Consider the following 18,325-nt stretch of genomic DNA (forward strand, 5'->3'; position numbering starts at 1 on the left):
TTGGAACTCAATTGAGCCTGATCCGCACTAGCAAGTGGATAGAAGTGAATGTGCGGTTGCCCTTTAGCTCTACTATGCATAGAAACCACTCTGCCGGGGGGCGTAAAGTTGGGGTTGTGAGTGCGTGGGCTCTAAATTCGAAAAACTAAATAAGTTGCGTGACTCACTGCGAGAATCCAACCACGATTTTCGGGCGAGCACTCAGCTATTCAACAGCCTGGACCCTGCCAAGATCGACGGCGACCTGGATGTCATTAACCGCGGAAAGCAGCGCGGCGAGGTGAACCAACCCCCGAAAACGGCAAAGAATCTCGACGATGTCGAACATGCCATCGTGGAACGCGTTGAGGATGAGAAGAAGGCTGCGCATCACACTCTTGAGGACAACCTGCAACTCCTTGGAGGTCGTCTTGCCGGCCTCGATTTCGAGGAACAATTCGGTCTAATCCGTCAGACGAATGCCGCTAGCGTTTCGGACTTCAAAGCCTCGGTCGCCGTGGGCCTCGATGAACTTCACGGCCTGAGAAGGGCCCTGAACGACGCCGAAAAAGAGCATGCATGGTTTAAGGAGAAGCACGGTCTCGTTCGTGCCGCGCGTGTGCAGCACGGTGCCGCTCACATTTTCCGGCTATCGCTTCTGCTATTTCTGTTTCTGGTCGAGACAGCGATGAACGGCAACTTCCTGGCCAAGGGCAATGAGCAGGGATTTTTTGGTGGCATCCTTGAGGCTGCGGCATTCTCTTTCATCAACATCGGGGCGGCTTTGCTCCTGGCGGTTTTCTGCGCTCGTCTCGTCACCCATCGGTCGTTTTTCGTAAAATTCGTTGGGATCATTTCAATCCTTTTCTATATCGGCTTGGCGATTTCGATAAACTTGGCGCTAGCGCACTACCGTGAGGTCAGCGGCTCGCTCGCTGACGGCGCCGGCGCTGAGGTCATCCGTAATATGCTCGCCAATCCAGCGGGTCTCACGGACATCAAGTCCTGGTTGCTGTTTGCGATCGGCCTGATGTTTTCGCTTTTCGCTTTTATCGACGGCTGGTTCGTGCTCGACCCTTACCCAGGCTACACTGGCGTTGAAAATCGGCTCGTTCGACGGCGCGATGACTACATCGATCGAAAGAAGGAACTGATCGAAGAGCTGCAGGATGTCCGCGACGACCACAACGAAAAAGTGGAGGAAATCGTCAAGCAGCTTGGTAGTCGCCGGCGCGAGCACCGCGCGATTGTCGATCATCGATCGAGGCTTCTGGCTCTTTTTGCGCAGCATCAAGACCAATTGGAGCGAGCCTGCAATCAGCTTTTGTCGATGTATCGGGAAGCCAACATCCAGGCGAGGACCGAGCCGGCGCCCAAGCATTTCGGAACGCCCTACAAACTTGATCGCATCAAGCCATACGTCACCGGCGAGCGGGAGTGGAATGAGGGAGATGTTGGCGCATCAATTCGCCAGGCGCAGGAGGAACTCAACGAGCAGGTTCGTCTGATTGGTCAGGAATGCGAACGGGGAATTGAGCAGTACCGAGATCTTGATAAGCTTCACCCGGACAGCGTGAATGTCTAGGCGAACCCGCAGACGCAAGAAAGGCAATGCGGGTACCATTGCCGCGGCCATTGCCCTTGGTGTGCTATCCGTTGCGATGTTGGCCGGCTTCGGCTGGATGTGGACCAGGTCTGGCAATGGCCATATCGACGCCAACACGAATTGCCCATTGGACGGACCCTCCAGCCTGACCGCCGTCCTCATCGACGCCACTGATCCAATTTCGGCAACGACGATGGCTGATCTCAAGAACGAGTTCCGAAAGACCATTGGGCAGGTCGAGCCGGGTGGGTATGTGAGGATTTATACCCTGAGCTCGGCGCCTGGTGAGCTGACGGTGATGTTCGATGGATGCAATCCCGGTGATGGGTCGACCGTCGATAGTTGGACCAACAATCCTGCGCGGCGTCAAAAGAAGTGGGAAAACGCCTTCGGCGATCCTTTGAACAAACTTCCCGATGAAATCCCGAATGCGGCTTCCGCGAGCCAATCTCCGATCATGGCTGGAATTCAGAAAATCAAGCTGTCGCTCTTCGATAGCAGCTTGGCCAAACAGGGCAGTCCCAAGCGATTGGTGGTCGCCTCTGACATGATCGAGCATACGACGATTTACTCGCAGTACCGATCGGGACTGGATTACCAAAAATACCTCAACAGCGCCGCCGACCGCACATATGGGACGTCGCTGGATGGGGTGGGCATCACAATTCTTTATATCGATCGGGCAAAGAAGCCATTTCAGACCCTGGATCACGCGGAGTTCTGGACACATTGGGTCCAGAACCATCACGGCGAGTTCGAAAAGCTGGTTGGCTTGGATGGGTTAAACTGATGGCGAGAGCGCACGACAAACCTTTGCTGGATCATCCACGTCTGCCGGTCGTGGTTTTCGCGGCATTGACACTCGGCGGGTGTGTATTCATCGCCATTGCAAAACTCTCAGGCGTAAATCCGATCGTCGCGGCGGTAGCACCGGCCTGCCTGATGTTTTTCTATCTCGGGGTTTCGATCTTTGCTGGAAAGCTACAACTGCACGACGAGCAGACCGGCGATAACCTCTACTATATGGGCTTCCTGTTCACCCTGACGAGCCTTGGGGTCTCGCTGTTTCAGTTTGGAACGGAAGGCTCAACCGACACGATCGTCCAAAATTTTGGCATCGCGATCACGTCGACGATCACCGGTATTGCTCTGAGGGTTTTCTACAATCAGATGCGGCGCGATCCCGCGGACATTGAGCGAACGGCGAGGCACGAACTTGCCGACATGACACGGCGTGTAAGAGCCGAGATGGAAAGCGTAACCAGGGAGTTCGCCGACTTTCGTCGTGTCAGCCATCAAATGCTCGAAGAGGGCTTTGCAGAGATTGCCGAGCAAGCGGCACGCAATGGGGAGCACATTCGATCTGCCCTGGACAATATTGCCATGGAATCGATCAAGCCTGTCCAAGAGGCGTCTGCCAAGCTCAGTGACGCGTTGCAGCACAATTTCGGGCAAGTCGAAACCCAGTTTGCTTCGATAGCGAACCGCGTTGGAGCTGCAGCGGATTTGCTGGATAAAGCCAACAGCTCGATGTCCAACTCTGTTGGAAAGCTCGGTAATCAAGCCGACAATATGGCTGCCAAGCTGGAAAAGGTGGTTGTTCCTGATGAGGTGCTGAAGAACGATCTGGCGCCGATGGTCAAGCTCCTGGGTAATGCTGTCGCACAATATGCGATAAAAACCGAAACAGCCTCGCAAGAGCAGCAAACGCGGATGACCGGTCTTGCCGACGCAGTGATCAAGGTGGCGACTGGAGTGGAGAGAGCGGCAGCGGCCGCAGAAAAGACCGCAGAAACTGTCCAAGCGCAGCAGCGTTTGACTGAGGAGTTCATGGCTGTGATGCAGAAACACAGCAATGAAACACGCGGCCTCGTCGCAACCCTTACACAACATAGCCTCCCGGCCGTGCGCACTCCCCAGCCTCTGAGCAATGCGATAGCGAACGATGTCGAGCGAGTGGCGGCACCTTCCACTGTTGCCTCCCCTGTGGAGACGCCAATCAAGGTTTCGGATGACACGGAGGGCGACACCTTCCGATCGTTAAGCAGTCCGGCGGAGGTGGAGAAGGGTGAACCGCCAAAGAGAGCAAGTTGGTGGGGCAGGTGAGTGAGGTTAGCGGAACAGCCATTACGTTTGAGCGCAAGGGCTATGGCCGCGGCCTGATACTCGGCCTGACGATGGCTGAGACGATGCTGCTTCTCGTTTTCTGCCTTTTGCTTGCTGCAGGCGCGCTCATCGCCAAGACAAAGAAAGAGGCTGCGGCAGCGCAGAAGATTGCGCAGTCCCTCAATGAGAACGCTCGCAAGCTTGACGAGGAAAACAAGCGGTTGCTGGCTCAGCTGAATGCCATGGTCAAGCCTGCAAGTCGACGCAATGTACCAGATCAAGAATGGCGTGAATTGGTCCGGGCCAAAGAGGCCGCAGAGGCAATCAAAAAAGTGGGACTGACCCTTGAGGAAGCGGTGAAAAGCGCGCCGGCCGCCAAAGTCCTCTCTGACAACGACGTCGACGTTGATCAGGCCAAAGCCATGATCGAGAAGATGAAGGTTCTGCGCGAGCTCGGCTACGTTGGCACGGGCAAGACGTCCAAGGATCTTGCTGACGCACTGAAGAAGGCAAGGAACGAGGCCTCTGCTGACAAGCCACACGATTGGCCACCGATCATCAGTCTTAGCGAGCTCGATGGCTATAATTTCGATACTGGAAGTGCGGAGCTTTCCGGTGGCTTCAAAACGAAGTTGCGGCAGATGTCGAAGACCATTGCTGGAATTGCAACTTCCTATGGTGTGGACGTCATTGAGGTGATTGGCCACACGGACGAGCAGGCGATGTCCGGTGACTCATCGAATATGGACAGAGGCCTTCAGCCCGTACTGGCGCGCAAGATGGACATTGGCACACTCCATCCTGCCGACAATGCCGGGCTTGGATTAGCGCGAGCGATCTCCGTCACAGGCATCCTGCGCGATATGCCGGAACTGAAAGGCTTCACCATCCTGCCAATGTCCGGCGGCCAGTTGATATTGCCTGGCGACCGGCTCACCGACGGCGCACAGGCCGGCGACGTCAAGGCGAGGAGGCGAATTGAGATCAGGGTCAGGCAACGTTCGCGAGAGACAGATATTGGACTGGTTCCGGTACCAAAGTTGTGAGGCGAACTGCCCTTGGGTTTCGCTCACAGGGCTTGGGGGGGATTGCGGGGATGGGGTTTTACGTTCGAAAATCGATTAGTGCGGGACCTTTCCGCTTTAACTTCTCGTCTGGCGGGGTTGGCGCGTCCGTTGGCGTGCAAGGTCTTCGTATCGGGACTGGCCCACGAGGGCATTATATTCATGCAGGCGTCGGCGGTCTCTACTACCGAGGCACTTTGGGAAAGCGCAGCGCCAAGCAGACGCTGCAACTGTCTGAATTCCCATCTGGGCCAAAGCCCCATCCAACATCCTCACCCGTGGAATATGTCAGCGGTGGCGTCGTGATGAGAGAAATCGAGTCCGCCGATGTGATCGAGATGCGTGATGAGACATTTGCCAATGTGCTTGATGAAATCAATGCGAGGCAATCGCAGACGCGAATGTCGCTCATCCTGGCCGTGCTGTTTGGGATCGCCGGATTGATCGCAGGCGCAATGCTGGGAGGTGGGGTGGCGCTGATCGGTATTGCTGCCTTTTTGCCGGGCATGCTTATTGGCAACTGGTTGGACAGCTACCGCCGGGTGAGCGTGCTCTACTATGATTTGGAGCAGGACGCGGAGGCGGCCTACGGGCGACTTGTCGCCGCCTTTGACACGCTCACACGCTGCGCGGCGAGTTGGCATGTCGCGGCTGGTGGCAAGATAGAGGATCTGACGACTTGGAAGCGCAATGCGGGAGCCACGATGTTGGTCGATAAAAAGTCGACGACGCTCCAAGCTTCCTTGCCGACGGTTGTTCGCAGCAATGTCACACCACCGTCGATACACGTCGGCCGGCAAATCCTTTATTTCATGCCAGACATGATTTTGGTGAAGGACGGAAACCAGTACGGTGCCGTTGGGTATGGAGACCTCAGGACGCAATTTGCCCCCAGCAATTTTATTGAGACCGGCAAAGTTCCATCTGATGCTGAGATCGTGAGCTATACCTGGGCTCATCCCAATAAGAATGGCGGACCCGACAAACGCTTCAGAGATAATCGGCAGATCCCTGTCTGTCGCTACGAAGCCTTGCGGTTTTCTAGCCCATCCGGGCTCAACGAGCTGGTGGAATTTTCCAAGACAAACGTCAGCCAGCCCTTTTGCCAGGCTCTATTGGCACTCGCGCAAATGCACCGAAACGCTGGTGGCCAGTCCGGCTTGCTGAAAGCGCGCTAAGGAATTGGCTTGGTCAGCAAATGCCTTCGCACGGAATTCCGTCGCCGTCCCGGTCCAATTTGGGTCCCCAGCTACAGTTATTGAGATACCAGCGCGCCTCATCGCATGAGGAGATTTGCTTACAATAGCGACGCGGTTGACACGAATAGCTCTGAGCTATTTGGCGACGGCCTGTAAGGCCGTAGGATGTGTCATTACCGGGTTTATTGTTGGCTGCATGTGTTGCTCGCCAATCCCAAGGGGCTGTGAAAGTGCCAACCCAGATGCCAATCTTGGCCCTTTGGGCATCTGCCTGTTGTGACGCGTAACTACCATGGCTGTATCGAGGCCAATCCAGGGCATAACCCTGTTCGACCATCCAAGACGCAATGCTAGCACCGTCCGCCCGCTGACAATCACCAACGAAGCGGTTGTAACGATCCCACGAAACAAAGTTGCACTGGATGGGTCGGGATTGACTGAGGAAGATGTCCAGTGCTTCTGCGGATTTGCGGCCGCATGGGTATTCTTGCCCGCTTGCGTCGCTGCAGTTTTGGCTGCTTTCAGGTGCGTCGATGCCATTGAAACGAATACGCTGTCCGTGGATCTCGATCGTGTCCCCGTCAACGATGGACGCTACGCCGACGATAGGCTTCGGTTTTGACCCGAGTGCGCTTGCTGTATTGGGTCCCGCGATCTGGTTGCCCCACCCTGTAAAGTAGGAGGTGACATAAGCGCCCACTGCTAGCGTGATCACCAGGATCGCGGCTAATGATTTATGTGAAAAGAAACGCTTGCGCATAATTGAAACCCGGCCGCGTCTTGGCCGCGAGCTGCGGCGATGGGAATAGCGATCGCGATTCAATTTTCGATCCTTTGCGAAGCTGCCAAATGTTTTGCTAGCGCGTCTTTGACTTCTTGGCTGCTGCTTTCTTGGGCGCGGCTGCTGTGCGACCGAGGCCAATCGATTTTGCCAATCTGGAGCGATTGGCTGAATAGTTAGGCGCGACCATGGGGTAATCGTTGGAGAGGCCCCATTTTTGGCGATAGGCGTCGGGCGTCAGTCCAAAATGCGTGTTCAAGTGTCTCTTGAGGGACTTGAACTTTTTGCCGTCTTCGAGGCAGACGATGTAGTCTGGAGTGACTGAGCGCTTGGGGTTGACCGCGGGAACTTGGTCGGGTTTTTCCGGTTCGGACGGCTGGCCGATACGCGCTAATGACGAATTGATGCTGGCAATAAGGTCCGGCAATGAGGAGACCGGCACTGAATTCTTGCTCACATAAGCCGCAACGATATCGGCGGTAAGCTCCATCAGCGCGGTGGCCGTATTTTGGATTTCGTCAGTCACTTCATGGCTCCGGACTTCTGCAGTGAAATCCCGATCTATTACTTATCGGCTAAAAAAACCAGTAGAGGGAGGATACTAAATGCCAGGCGCTAATAGTGATGAATGTTAAAGCGCCAATCAGAATGCGGAACCACGAGAGACGGTGGATTGATTGGGCGCGGCGTTTTCTTTGTATGACCAGGAAAGCGGCTTGAGGCTCACAGGCGGATGCATTTAGATTTGGACGAGTAGGACCTACGCATGACATTTTCGAAAGACCCGCCGCCGGAGGTTAAGCCCCAGAAGGATAAGGCAAAGACTGGATCTGAATTGGACCGCGTTCCAAGTGCGGGAGCCATTCGGGTCCGCAACGGACTCTCTGTGTCAGAAAAAGACATTGTGGAGGCGGCTAAATACGGGGGCAGGGAGCGAGAATCCTCGTCGGATAGCGACTAGGCAAAGGGGGCCAAGAATGCAGGCTCTGACCCATATCACACGTCGCAATATTGGACGGTGTCCAGAAGTGATCGCAGTCGTTTCTAATTGAACACGGCTGTTTTTTCTTGCGCGAACGCTCTACGCGGGCTCTAGCTGGTTCTCCTTTCAAAGGGGATGTAAGTCTTGGACGTAAAACAGTCAGTCTTCCAAAGCGATCTCCCTCTAAAGGAGAAACTCGAGCGCGCCAGGATGGAGTTGCTCGATCTTTCCGCCCGCAATCGACTTTTGAATGTGCCGCGGTTTTCCAAGAGCGCGAAGACGATCGATATCGTCGATGAGAAGTCGTCCGAAATTTATCGATTGCTGGTGACCGAAGGAAAGGCTTTTACCTTCCTGGCCGGCAAGCCCGATAGGCCGAAAGCGGGCCAGGATGAAAGCAGCCCTCCAGACGAAGAGATCGACTATTCCCCCGTCGCTCTCGCCCAACCAGAGGACGATGGAGTCGATAACAGAGGGATATCCGCGCGGCACTCGGACACCAAGCTGCAGACGCGTATGACCCCAACTGGGCTGCAGCGGCGGCTCCTTGATCTCTACCATGATGCCCGCACACTCGAGGAAGAGCAGGGCGTCAATATCCTCTTTCTGGCCCTTGGAATGCTGAAGTGGATTGACCCGAACAACAAAGAGAACATCCGTCAGGCCCCCCTCATTTTGGTGCCGGTTCGGCTTGAGCGAGGGGCCGCTGGAGAAAAATTCCGCCTACGAGCCCGGCCGGAAGATCTTACCGCAAACCTCTCCTTGGAACTCTATCTCGACCGCATTCACAAGCTCGCTCTGCCGCGTTTTGAGGTGGGAGATGACTTCGACGTCTCGGCCTATCTCGATGCCGTTGCCGAAGCAATTTCGACCAAAGAGGGTTGGGAGGTGCTTCGCGACGATATGGTGCTCGGCTTCTTCTCGTTTGCGAAGTTCTTGATGTACCGTGATCTGGATCCGGATCTCTGGCCCGATGGCGCAAAGATTATCGAACAACCGAAGATCCGCTCGCTTCTTTCAGATGGTTTCGAAACACGCGAGCCGCTTATGTCGGACGACATAGCGATTGATCCGCACATTGCGCCCGCCGAAATGTTGCATATCGTCGACAGTGACAGTTCTCAGACACTGGCGATCCATGACGTCAGAAAAGGTCGCGACCTCGTTATCCAAGGTCCGCCTGGGACAGGAAAATCGCAGACGATCGCAAACATTATTGGGTCGGCCGTTGCCGACGGAAAGACCGTGCTGTTCGTGGCCGAAAAGATGGCAGCGCTGGAGGTCGTCAAGCGACGGCTTGACACTGCTGGGGTGGGGGACGCCTGCCTTGAGCTGCATAGTAACAAGGCGAACAAGCGCATGATGCTAGAGGAGCTGCGGCGAACCTGGCAACTCGGATCGCCCAGGGGCCAGCTTCCTTCTTCCCTAACTGATCGCTTGCTGGAGGCTCGCGATAAACTCAACGCACATGCTGCACGAATGCACGTTGCGTTCGGAGCGTCCGAACTCACTCCTTATCAGGTTCTCGGCCAGCTAACCCGACTAAGGCAGGTCGGTCAGAAACCAGTGGACATCGAACTTACGGATGCCACAAGCTGGACAACTGACGGCGTTTCGCAACGTCGCAAATTGCTCGATGAGGTCTCTCAGCGGATCAACGAGATCGGCTTGCCGATCCACCACCCGTGGCGGGGAGTTGGCCTGGATGTCGTTCTTCCAACGACCATTGAGAGGCTCGTCCCACGCATCGCGGCGTTGCTGGACCAAGCCAAGGCACTGCACGCCAAACTGGTCGGTATCGCTGAGCGGATCAAGGCCGAGCCTCCGAAAATTCTCAGCGACAGCGGCGAGATAGAAGATCGCGCTGAGCTTCTCGCGTCCGCGCCTGGACTTCCTGCCGAGGCGCTCGTCTCGCCGGTATGGGATGAGCGTCCGAAAGACATTTCATCGCTTCTCTGGTCAGGAACGGATTTCGCCCGCAAGTCCGAGGAACTTTCGGAGCAGTTGGCGGCAACGGCTATCGACACGCCAATTGAAGGTCTCGAGACAGAGCTTGCAAAGCTTCCCTCGGAATTTCCGAAAGATGGTTTCCATCGTGCGCGACAGCTCACCATTCTGCTCCCACGCTTGAGGGAAGAAGCTGAGCGCCTGAATCAGGAACTCGGATCGGCGATATTGCCAGACACGTTGGCAGGCTTGCTCAGGCTGGCCGTGACCGGCGAGCGAGTAGCGGCAGCACCTGACGCAAGTCCGGAGGCCTTCGCAGCCACCGTTTGGGACTCCGGACTTGAGCAGGCAGGCGACCTTGCCGACAGCGTAGCGACGCTTGAGGCTGCCAGAGCCGACCTTCAGGGCAAGGTTGTTGACGCGGCGTGGAGCACCGAGGTGGCCGCGGCGCGGCAGGCGCTCGCCACACACACGGGAATATTGAAAGCATTGAACGGCGACTACCGTCGCGCCACAGCACTTGCGCGGACTATTGTGGTCGACCCTAGCGCGCCTGCGACGCAGATAGTTGGTCTCCTCGACCTTTTGATGAAGGGTCAGGCTGCCGCAGCAAGAGTCCGCGAAGGCGACGCTTTTGGCCGTTCCGCCTTCGGGGCAGATTGGCGTGGGGAGCGATCGGCTTCCGCGCCACTGCTCGCGCTAGTGGAGTGGATGCGGACTCTACGAGGGCTAGGCCCCGAACCTCGGATTATCGCCGGCCGGATGGCGGAACGCTCCGAGGCCGGTGCGCGTGCAGCGCGCGTTCGCAAGGTTATCGAAATCGGTCGGCCAATTATCGAAGGTTTCTGGAACGATCTCGGGCACCTCGCGTCATCCATGCTAGGCGACGTGGCTTCCGCCGAGCGGGCCTCGCTGCAACTGATGGAAGCGAAGGCGAGCACTGTAGCTCAAGCCGATGATGCGTCACGACAGGTTCTGACTGACGTTCCGGATCTAATCACTGAGCGGGTGGAGCTACTGCGCCGACTAGGCAGACTACAAGCACTTGCTCAAGGGATCGATGCGGGAGAGAGCCTTGGCAAGTTCGTATTCGGCTCGTCGTGGCACGGTCGAGGATCCGATTGGGCCGCTCTCACGCAAGCCGAGCTTTGGCTGAAAGAAAATGGCTCGATCCGACATCTGGCTGCGCGGTTGCCTGAAAGAATCGAGATCGCAAACTCGGCACGTTCAGCACGTGAAGCGGCCCAAGCGGCAGCGCGGGAATTGAAGGCGCTTACAGGGGATTTGAAAGCCGATGCTCCCTCCTTGTTTGGAGTAGTCGATTTTCCGGACGTCGCGATAGGCGAGGTCGTTTCTCGGCTGCAGGGTTGGCTCGATCATCAGGAGCAGCTCTCGAAATGGGTTGCCTATGAAGAGCGATCCGAAACGGCCCGAAAGGCTGGACTGGGACAGTTGATAGACGGCCTAGCCAACGGCCAGATTACAACAGGATCGGCTCGATCAGTTTTTGATATGGCCTACTACGAACGAATGTTTCTGGCGATGGCGACCGATGAGCCGGAGCTGGCAAGGTTCGACGGGGAACTGCATTCCAGGGCTGTACGTGACTTCGCAGATCTGGACCGCCAGCGCATCAAGGCCGGCGCCATCGAAGTTGTAACGGCTCATCACCGGAAAATTCCTTCAAGAGACGGCGGAGCTGGACCTGTCGGACTGCTTCGTTCTGAGATGGCGCGCAGACGAGGCCACATGCCCATCCGGCAATTGATGCAGAAGGCAGGCCCTGCCATCCAGGCGCTGAAGCCAGTGTTCATGATGAGCCCGCTTTCGGTGGCGCAATTCCTGTCGCCCGGCCGGATGTCCTTCGATCTGCTCGTGATGGACGAGGCGTCTCAGATCCAGCCCGTGGACGCACTTGGCTCGGTCGCCAGGGCCAGTCAGGTGGTCGTCGTTGGCGACGAACGCCAACTGCCACCCACGACATTCTTCGCGAAGATGACAGGCTCGCAGTCTGAAGATGACGAGGGTGAGGGCGCGCAGGTCGCCGACATTGAAAGCATCCTCGGCCTGTTCACGGCCCGCGGCTTGCCGCAGCGTATGCTGCGCTGGCACTACCGTAGCCGTCACCAATCTCTAATCGCAGTATCGAACAGCCAGTTCTACGAGAACCGGCTTTTCATCGTGCCAAGCCCTTATACCCAAGAGGCAGGTATGGGGTTGCGGTTTCATCATGTGCCGGAGGGGGTCTTCGATTCCGGCGGCACAGGAACCAATCCGGTAGAGGCGAGAGCAGTAGCGGAGGCGATCATCCGTCATGCGAAGGTGAACCCGCAAGAGACTCTAGGCGTTGCAACATTTTCGGTTAGCCAACGCCGCGCGATCCAGGATGAACTCGAAGCGCTGCGGCGACTAAATCCCGACACCGAGGAATTCTTTCACGCTCATCCAAGCGAGCCATTCTTCGTCAAGAACCTCGAAAATGTTCAAGGCGATGAGCGCGACGTGATCATGATCTCGGTGGGGTATGCCAAGAATGCCCAGGGATACATGGCCATGCGTTTCGGCCCTCTTGGCGCGGAAGGCGGCGAGCGTCGGCTCAACGTCCTCATAAGCCGCGCCAAGCGCAGCTGCGAAGTATTCGCGTCCATCACAGACGAGGACATCGACCTGGAGCGTGGCAAAGGGAAAGGCATCTTCGCCTTCAAGCTCTTCTTGCACTACGCGAGAACAGGGCGAATTTCGCTTGCCCAAGTCACGGTTCGCGAAATGGATTCAATCTTTGTAGAACAGGTAGCCAACGCGCTGATCGAAATGGGTTATCAGGTTCATGCTCAAGTGGGCATTGCCGGCTTCTTCATCGACCTCGCAGTTGCGGATCCAGAGAGGCCAGGCCGCTATATTCTTGGCATCGAATGCGATGGCGCAGAATATCACTCATCTCGCTCGGCCAGAGATCGAGACCGGCTTCGGCAGTCGGTTCTGGAAGACCATGGTTGGATCATCCATCGCATCTGGAGCGCTGACTGGTTCCAACGGCCTCGTGAGCAGCTGGAGCGAACCATACTAGCGATTGAGGCCGCCAGAAAAGAACTCGATGAGCGGGCCGAATTGGGGGTCCAGAGAAATCGAGCTGTAGCCGTGCAGGTTGTTACGGTCGACCGAGGCAACGTGACGGAAATCGGTCTCGAAAGCACAAACGGATCCGAGACACCCAATCGAGCCTACGAAGAGGCCGAACTAAAGCGACCGGGATCGTTCGAACTCCACGAGACGCCCAGCGGAATCATGGCCGGACTGGTCGAGCAGGTCGTGGCTACAGAAACGCCAATCCATGTCGACGAAATAGTTTCGCGTATTCGGGACGCCTGGGGTCTGCAGCGGGCCGGTGGCAGGATTCAGGATGCAATCGAGCGGGGGGTAAGCATAGCACAGAGAGGTGGTTCAGTAGCCCGTCGAGGCAACTTCTGCTTCAAGCCAGGTGTTCCTGTTCGTCTCAGGGATCGCAGTGGGGTCGTGTCCGCTGGATTGCGCAAGCCCGAAATGATTGCGCAGGACGAGGTCGCCCAAGGCGCTATGGAAGTCGTGAAATCCAACCTCGGTGCGACAGAGGAAGAAATCGCCACAGGCGTTGCCAGGATGCTGGGCTTCAAAGCCACAAGCGCACAATTAAGGCAGCTGATTTCAGCTGGGGTCGCCGATTTGGTTGCCAAAGGAGTGTTACGGTCCCAAGACGGCTTGTTGGTGGCCGGCGAATCCGCGAGCGAGAAATTAGCTGAAGTGTAACGGGGCGCTGCAGCGCCCTCGTTGCAATTTCTGTCGAAGCTCGGAACACCTCTTTTGCTGGCGGAGGCCGAATGGCATTTCGATTCGTACACACGGCCGATATTCATCTCGACTCGCCGCTTCGTTCGCTGGCGATGCGAAATCCCGATCTTGCCGGGCTGGTGGGCGACGCCAGCCGCCAGGCATTCGTTTCGATAGTGGATCTCTGCCTTGAGGAACGTGAGGCCGCGTTGGTCATTGCTGGCGACCTATACGATGGCGACCAGACTTCAATGAAGACAGCGCGGTTCTTGGGCGCGCAGATGACACGCCTGCACCAGGCCGGCATCATGGTTTTCAAGATCCGCGGTAATCATGACGCCCTGTCGCGGATTTCCAAACAGCTGGTATTTCCCGACACCGTTACCATCTTTGGTGGTCGTGCTCAGTCGGTATTGCAGACAGCCGGCGGTCTGGACGTCGTATTCCATGGTTTGAGCTTTGCGAACCCTAAGGCGCCGGACAGCCTGTTAACCAAATATCCGGCGGCTCGTGAAGGGGCCGTCAACATAGGCATCATGCATACCAGTCTGGCTGGATCGCCAGGTCACGACGTTTACGCGCCCTGCAGCATCGCTGACTTGCACGCCCACGGTTTCGACTATTGGGCCCTCGGCCACATCCATGCTCGCCAAGTCCATCCTGGCGCCAGTGCCGTGGTGATGCCGGGAATACCGCAGGGGAGGGATATCAACGAGGCCGGTGAGAAATCAGTCACCCTGGTGACGGTGCGCCACGACCGTTCGGTGGAGATCGAGGAACGGCTGACCAGCGTTGCGCAGTTCGAACGGGTGAGCGTCGACCTTACCGGAGCGGTGGAGTGGCCCGAGGCCGTCGCGCGTGTTCGCTTCGCACTCGAAGAGATGCGGGCAACCGTCCGATCGCGTCATGCTGTGGCTCGCATTGGCCTGACAGGAACGTCACCACTGATGTGGGCGCTGATCCGCGACAGGGACCTCCTTCTTGCCGAAGCCGAACAGGCTGCGGAACAGCTAGGCCATACGTGGGTGGAGAAGCTCGAGCTTGACCTCGCGCCGCCTCGGACGGAGACCGCCGAGGATATTGCTGATCCGATTTTCGAACTCGAGCAATCAATGCGTGCCGATGCCACCTCGGAGGCCTTCCGCGCTGAGGCGAGGGCGTTCGTCCAAAAGATGGTCGCCGACCTTCCGGCCGACGGGCGGGATTTTGCTGGGACGGACGAAGCCGGGCTGGAACAGTTCCTCGATCAGGTGCTTTCCAAGGGCGCGGACTTGGTGACTGCCCGCCTTAAGGCCGGTGGATCGTCATGAGGTTGCGGCGCCTTGACCTCATTCGTTATGGAAAGTTCACCGATCGTTCGATCGACTTCGGACCCAAACCGGAATCCGGACCTGATCTGCATATCGTGTTTGGCCTGAATGAGGCCGGCAAATCGACTGCGCTTTCGGCCTATCTAGACTTGCTGTTCGGCATCGAGGAACGGAGCCGCTACAACTTCCTGCACGAGTACAGTGCCATGCGCATCGGCGGGGTGCTGGAACTGGCCGGCTCCGAACACACGTTCACGCGTACGAAACAGCGCAGTAATTCGCTATTGAATGCGACGGGCCAACCGGTAAGCGAGGTGGCGATCACGGCGCATCTCGCCGGTCTGTCGCGCGACGCCTACACGACGATGTTCTCACTCGATGACGAGACGTTGGAAGCCGGCGGAAAATCTATCCTGGAGTCGCGGGGCGACCTCGGCAAGCTTCTGTTCACGGCCAGCGCCGGTCTTGGGAACGCAAGTGATACGTTGAACGCCCTCGAGGCCGAAGCAGACGCTCTGTATCGGAAGCAGGCGCATGGAACCGAACTGGCGCTGTTGAAGAAGCGCCTTGTTGACGTAAAGTCGCGCAGGGATGCGATCGACACCCTTGCATCAACCTACGAGGGCCTGGAGGCCGAACGTCTCGATGCAGCGCAGCAGTACGGCCGAACCATCAGCGATCGGGCGGTGCTGGTGGCCAGGCTGGATACCTTTGCTCGTTACGTGCGTGCTGCGCCGATGCTGGCGGATATCCGGCGCAAGATTGCCCGGCTGGATCAGCTGCCGGACATCGCCTCCCCAGCCCGGACATCGACGGGAAGTGTCACCGAACTGATCGATGACGATGCCAGCCTCAGAACGCGGCTGTCCGCAAACATCGACGAGACCGAGCGCCTGGCGGAAAAAGTCACTGCGGTCGACGAGGACGAACCGATCCTGTCGATTTCCGAACGCATTCGCGGGCTGGCGGAGAGCAAGGTGCGCCATACCGCGGCTGGCTTTGACTTGCCCACTCGCAGGATGGAGCTGCAAATCCTCAACAACAGCGTGGCGAGCTGCCTTGCCGCCTTGGGCCGATCTTCCGAGGCGGATCCTGGCGCGCTGCTTCTGCCTGCCGTCACCGTTGGCGTCGTTCGCGCCATGGTCGAGCAGAGGTCCGGGATTGCTACCGGGATGCGTGCCGCTCGCGACGAAGCCGCGGCGGCACTCGATGCGCTGCAGGTGGCAAGGCAGCGGGTCGGCGAGGAAAGGGCGGTGCCCGAACCTGCCAGGGCAAGGCTGGGCTCGGCTTTGTCGAAAGCGCGAGCAAGCGGACACCAGGCAGAGATTAGGACGGCTCGCGAGGCGGAAGATGCGGGAACAATCCGATGGAAGGCGGCGCTCGCGCGCTTGCGTCCATGGAACGGAGATGCCCTCGCTCTCGCCAACGTCGCGGTTCCGAGCGCCGGGCAGATTGCCGCCTGGAAGACGGTAGCGTCAGAACTGGCAAGGAACACCGCCGTACTTGCCGAACGCCTTGCTGAATACGAGGGCAACCATGCCATGCTCGCCGCACGATTGGATGCCCTTCGTGCCTCGGGCGACATTGTCGACGATGAAGCGGCTACCGCCATCCGCCGAGTTCGCGATGATGCGTGGGCAACGCACCGCGCAGCGCTGACCGGTGACACCGCTGACGACTTCGCCGTGGCATTGGCGCGCGATGACATTGCCAGCGCAGGCCGGCTGGCCGGCGCGGCGGATCTGGCTGAGATCCGGGCAACTACGCGCGAGCTGGCCGAGGCCGCGGCCAACCTGTCACGCAACGGCATCCAACGCACACAGCTCGGCAAGGATGTGGATACCCAATTGTTGGAAATCCGCGCGGCCGCCAGGGACCTGCTCGGAGACGCCGTGGAACCTTCGTCTGAGCGCCTGATCGAAAGGATCGAGGATCAGATCGAGGCGCGCAGCGATGCGCTCGCTGCCTGGGAGCAGATCGAACTTGCTCGCTTGAAGGCCGAGCGAGCCGCTGACGCCGGCGAGCAGATACGCTTGGAAATGAGAGCAGTGCTGGGAAGCGTCGGCATTGTATCAGAGTCCAACGACACCCTCGAAGCAATCATGGCCATCGCGGAGCCGTTTCTGGATCGGCAGCGCAAGGTGGACGCCGAGTATGCCGAGGCGCTCAGAATGGTGAGCTCCAAAGAAGAGGATCTAGCGGCACGACGGGTTGCAGTAGGTGTGGCGGAGCGTCGCGAGGAGGAATGGCTGGCCGGCATTACCGAAGCACTCAAGGGAACTTGGCTCGAAAGCGGGCTCTCCGCATCCGGCGTCGGCACTGTGCTCGATCAATTGGCCGAACTTTCAAGAAGCCTGCAGGAACGGGACGACCTGCAGCTGCGTATCGACAAGATGGAGGCCGACAGGGCCAATTTTCTGGTCGAGGTCATCGCCGTTGCGGTTGAAGCCGACGAGCCGACGAAGGATACCGACCCGGAGCAGTTGGCCATCCGCCTTGCCGAGCGCCTAGAGCGTGCCGAGCGGACACGTGAAACGAAGGCAAGCCTCGGCAACGACCTGAAGCGCCTCAAGGAGGCGCGCGACATCCTCGACACTGAGATTTTGGCACACGAACGCCGCAAGAACGAGGTGCTGGGCGTCTTTGGTGTCGCCACTCTGCCCGAGGTAGTCGAACGCGATGAGCTGTTGCGTGAGCGCGATGGCTTGCGCACCACCGTCGCCGAACTTGAGGAACGGATAGTGGCGGAGCTCGCGGTCGACGGATTCGAGCAGGCCCGCTCGATCCTGGACGCGATCGATTTCGACGGCCTCGCGGTCGAGAAGGCTGAGGGTGAGCAGCGGCTTCGCCTGTTCGATGAAACCATCCAGCAACAGCTGATCCGGCAGACGCGCGCGGCCGACAAGCTGGACGCCATCGGCGGTGATAGTGCGGTTGCACGCCTGGATGCTGAACGGCGCACAACCCTGCTGGAAATCGAGGAGAAGGCCGTTCGCTACATAGAGCTGAAGCTTGGCATCATGTCGGCTGGCAATGCTTTGCGGATCTACCGTGAGAGCCATCGCTCCGGCATGATGGCGCGCGCATCAGACGCGTTCAAGCTAATGACGCGTGGCCAGTATTCGGGGCTGACAACCCAGCCTGTAAGAGGTGGTGAGGTTCTCATTGCTGTGCAGGGTGACGGGCAATCCAAGGTCACCGAAGCGCTTTCAAAGGGTGCACGATTTCAGCTGTACCTTGCCCTAAGACTCGCCGGTTATTACGAGTTCGCGCAATTTCGGCCCTCGGTCCCATTCGTCGCCGACGACATCATGGAGACGTTCGACCATATTCGCTCGGAGGAGGTTTTCAGGCTGTTCGGAGCGATGGCAAACACAGGTCAGGTCATCTACCTGACGCACCATAAGCATCTATGTGAAATAGCTGAGGCTGTCGTACCGGGAACGAGGATCCATCAACTCGCACAGTAATTTTCTCCGGAATACGTGAACGAACCAGTGAAGGACGCCGAATTTGACGGCAAGTATGCGCCCAAAGTCAGACGTTC

10 protein-coding genes are annotated in these 18,325 nt (G+C 57.9%); 8 read left to right on the forward strand and 2 right to left on the reverse strand.

The window, feature by feature from the left end:
* Positions 1-124: 124 nt before the first annotated feature.
* Genes RPF88_RS24660 through RPF88_RS24680 form a run of 5 tightly spaced genes read left to right on the forward strand, consistent with a single transcriptional unit; the run spans position 125 to position 5,933 of the window.
* The gene (locus tag RPF88_RS24660; RefSeq protein WP_063169430.1) at positions 125-1,564 is read left to right on the forward strand and encodes a hypothetical protein; all 1,440 of its coding nucleotides are present in this window, start codon (positions 125-127) and stop codon (positions 1,562-1,564) included.
* Complete coding sequence (locus tag RPF88_RS24665; protein ID WP_063169429.1) at positions 1,557-2,375, forward strand: hypothetical protein; 819 nt, start codon at positions 1,557-1,559, stop codon at positions 2,373-2,375. Before RPF88_RS24660 ends, RPF88_RS24665 begins: the two co-directional genes overlap by 8 nt.
* Positions 2,375-3,691 carry a hypothetical protein gene (locus tag RPF88_RS24670; RefSeq protein ID WP_063169428.1) on the forward strand — a complete coding sequence of 439 codons (1,317 nt, stop codon included), beginning with the start codon at positions 2,375-2,377 and terminating at the stop codon, positions 3,689-3,691. The genes RPF88_RS24665 and RPF88_RS24670 overlap by 1 nt, the downstream gene beginning before the upstream one ends.
* A complete protein-coding gene (locus tag RPF88_RS24675) occupies positions 3,688-4,737 on the forward strand; it encodes a hypothetical protein (protein WP_082826712.1) in 1,050 nt (349 codons plus the stop codon). The genes RPF88_RS24670 and RPF88_RS24675 overlap by 4 nt, the downstream gene beginning before the upstream one ends.
* A gap of 50 nt (positions 4,738-4,787) precedes the next feature.
* Positions 4,788-5,933: a DUF4236 domain-containing protein gene (locus RPF88_RS24680; RefSeq protein ID WP_095770037.1), complete on the forward strand. Its 1,146-nt coding sequence runs from the start codon at positions 4,788-4,790 to the stop codon at positions 5,931-5,933.
* 13 nt (positions 5,934-5,946) lie between these two features.
* On the opposite strand, the gene RPF88_RS24685 is transcribed toward RPF88_RS24680, so the two are convergent.
* A complete protein-coding gene (locus RPF88_RS24685; RefSeq protein WP_127224212.1) occupies positions 5,947-6,777 on the reverse strand; it encodes a thermonuclease family protein in 831 nt (276 codons plus the stop codon).
* 34 nt (positions 6,778-6,811) lie between these two features.
* Positions 6,812-7,261 carry a MucR family transcriptional regulator gene (locus RPF88_RS24690; protein WP_063169425.1) on the reverse strand — a complete coding sequence of 150 codons (450 nt, stop codon included), beginning with the start codon at positions 7,259-7,261 and terminating at the stop codon, positions 6,812-6,814.
* Positions 7,262-7,861: 600 nt separating this feature from the next.
* Between RPF88_RS24690 and RPF88_RS24695 the strand changes: the two genes are divergently transcribed.
* From RPF88_RS24695 to RPF88_RS24705, 3 genes are all read left to right on the forward strand, one after another.
* Positions 7,862-13,447, forward strand: a complete 5,586-nt coding sequence (locus tag RPF88_RS24695) for a DUF3320 domain-containing protein (RefSeq protein ID WP_063169424.1) — start codon at positions 7,862-7,864, stop codon at positions 13,445-13,447.
* Positions 13,448-13,518: 71 nt separating this feature from the next.
* The gene (locus RPF88_RS24700) at positions 13,519-14,778 is read left to right on the forward strand and encodes a metallophosphoesterase family protein (RefSeq protein ID WP_337123388.1); all 1,260 of its coding nucleotides are present in this window, start codon (positions 13,519-13,521) and stop codon (positions 14,776-14,778) included.
* The gene (locus RPF88_RS24705; RefSeq protein ID WP_063169422.1) at positions 14,775-18,248 is read left to right on the forward strand and encodes an ATP-binding protein; all 3,474 of its coding nucleotides are present in this window, start codon (positions 14,775-14,777) and stop codon (positions 18,246-18,248) included. The genes RPF88_RS24700 and RPF88_RS24705 overlap by 4 nt, the downstream gene beginning before the upstream one ends.
* The last annotated feature ends 77 nt before the right edge of the window (positions 18,249-18,325 follow it).

Source organism: Mesorhizobium sp. ISC11, assembly GCF_037162595.1.
Taxonomy (GTDB): Bacteria; Pseudomonadota; Alphaproteobacteria; order Rhizobiales; family Rhizobiaceae; genus Mesorhizobium; species Mesorhizobium ciceri.

Bases quoted from the DNA above. Each gene is read 5' to 3' on its own strand.
- RPF88_RS24680 (WP_095770037.1), top strand. From the start codon at position 4,788: ATGGGGTTTTACGTTCGAAAATCGATTAGTGCGGGACCTTTCCGCTTT.
- RPF88_RS24665 (WP_063169429.1), top strand. From the start codon at position 1,557: ATGTCTAGGCGAACCCGCAGACGCAAGAAAGGCAATGCGGGTACCATT.
- RPF88_RS24705 (WP_063169422.1), top strand. From the start codon at position 14,775: ATGAGGTTGCGGCGCCTTGACCTCATTCGTTATGGAAAGTTCACCGAT.
- RPF88_RS24700 (WP_337123388.1), top strand. From the start codon at position 13,519: ATGGCATTTCGATTCGTACACACGGCCGATATTCATCTCGACTCGCCG.
- RPF88_RS24670 (WP_063169428.1), top strand. From the start codon at position 2,375: ATGGCGAGAGCGCACGACAAACCTTTGCTGGATCATCCACGTCTGCCG.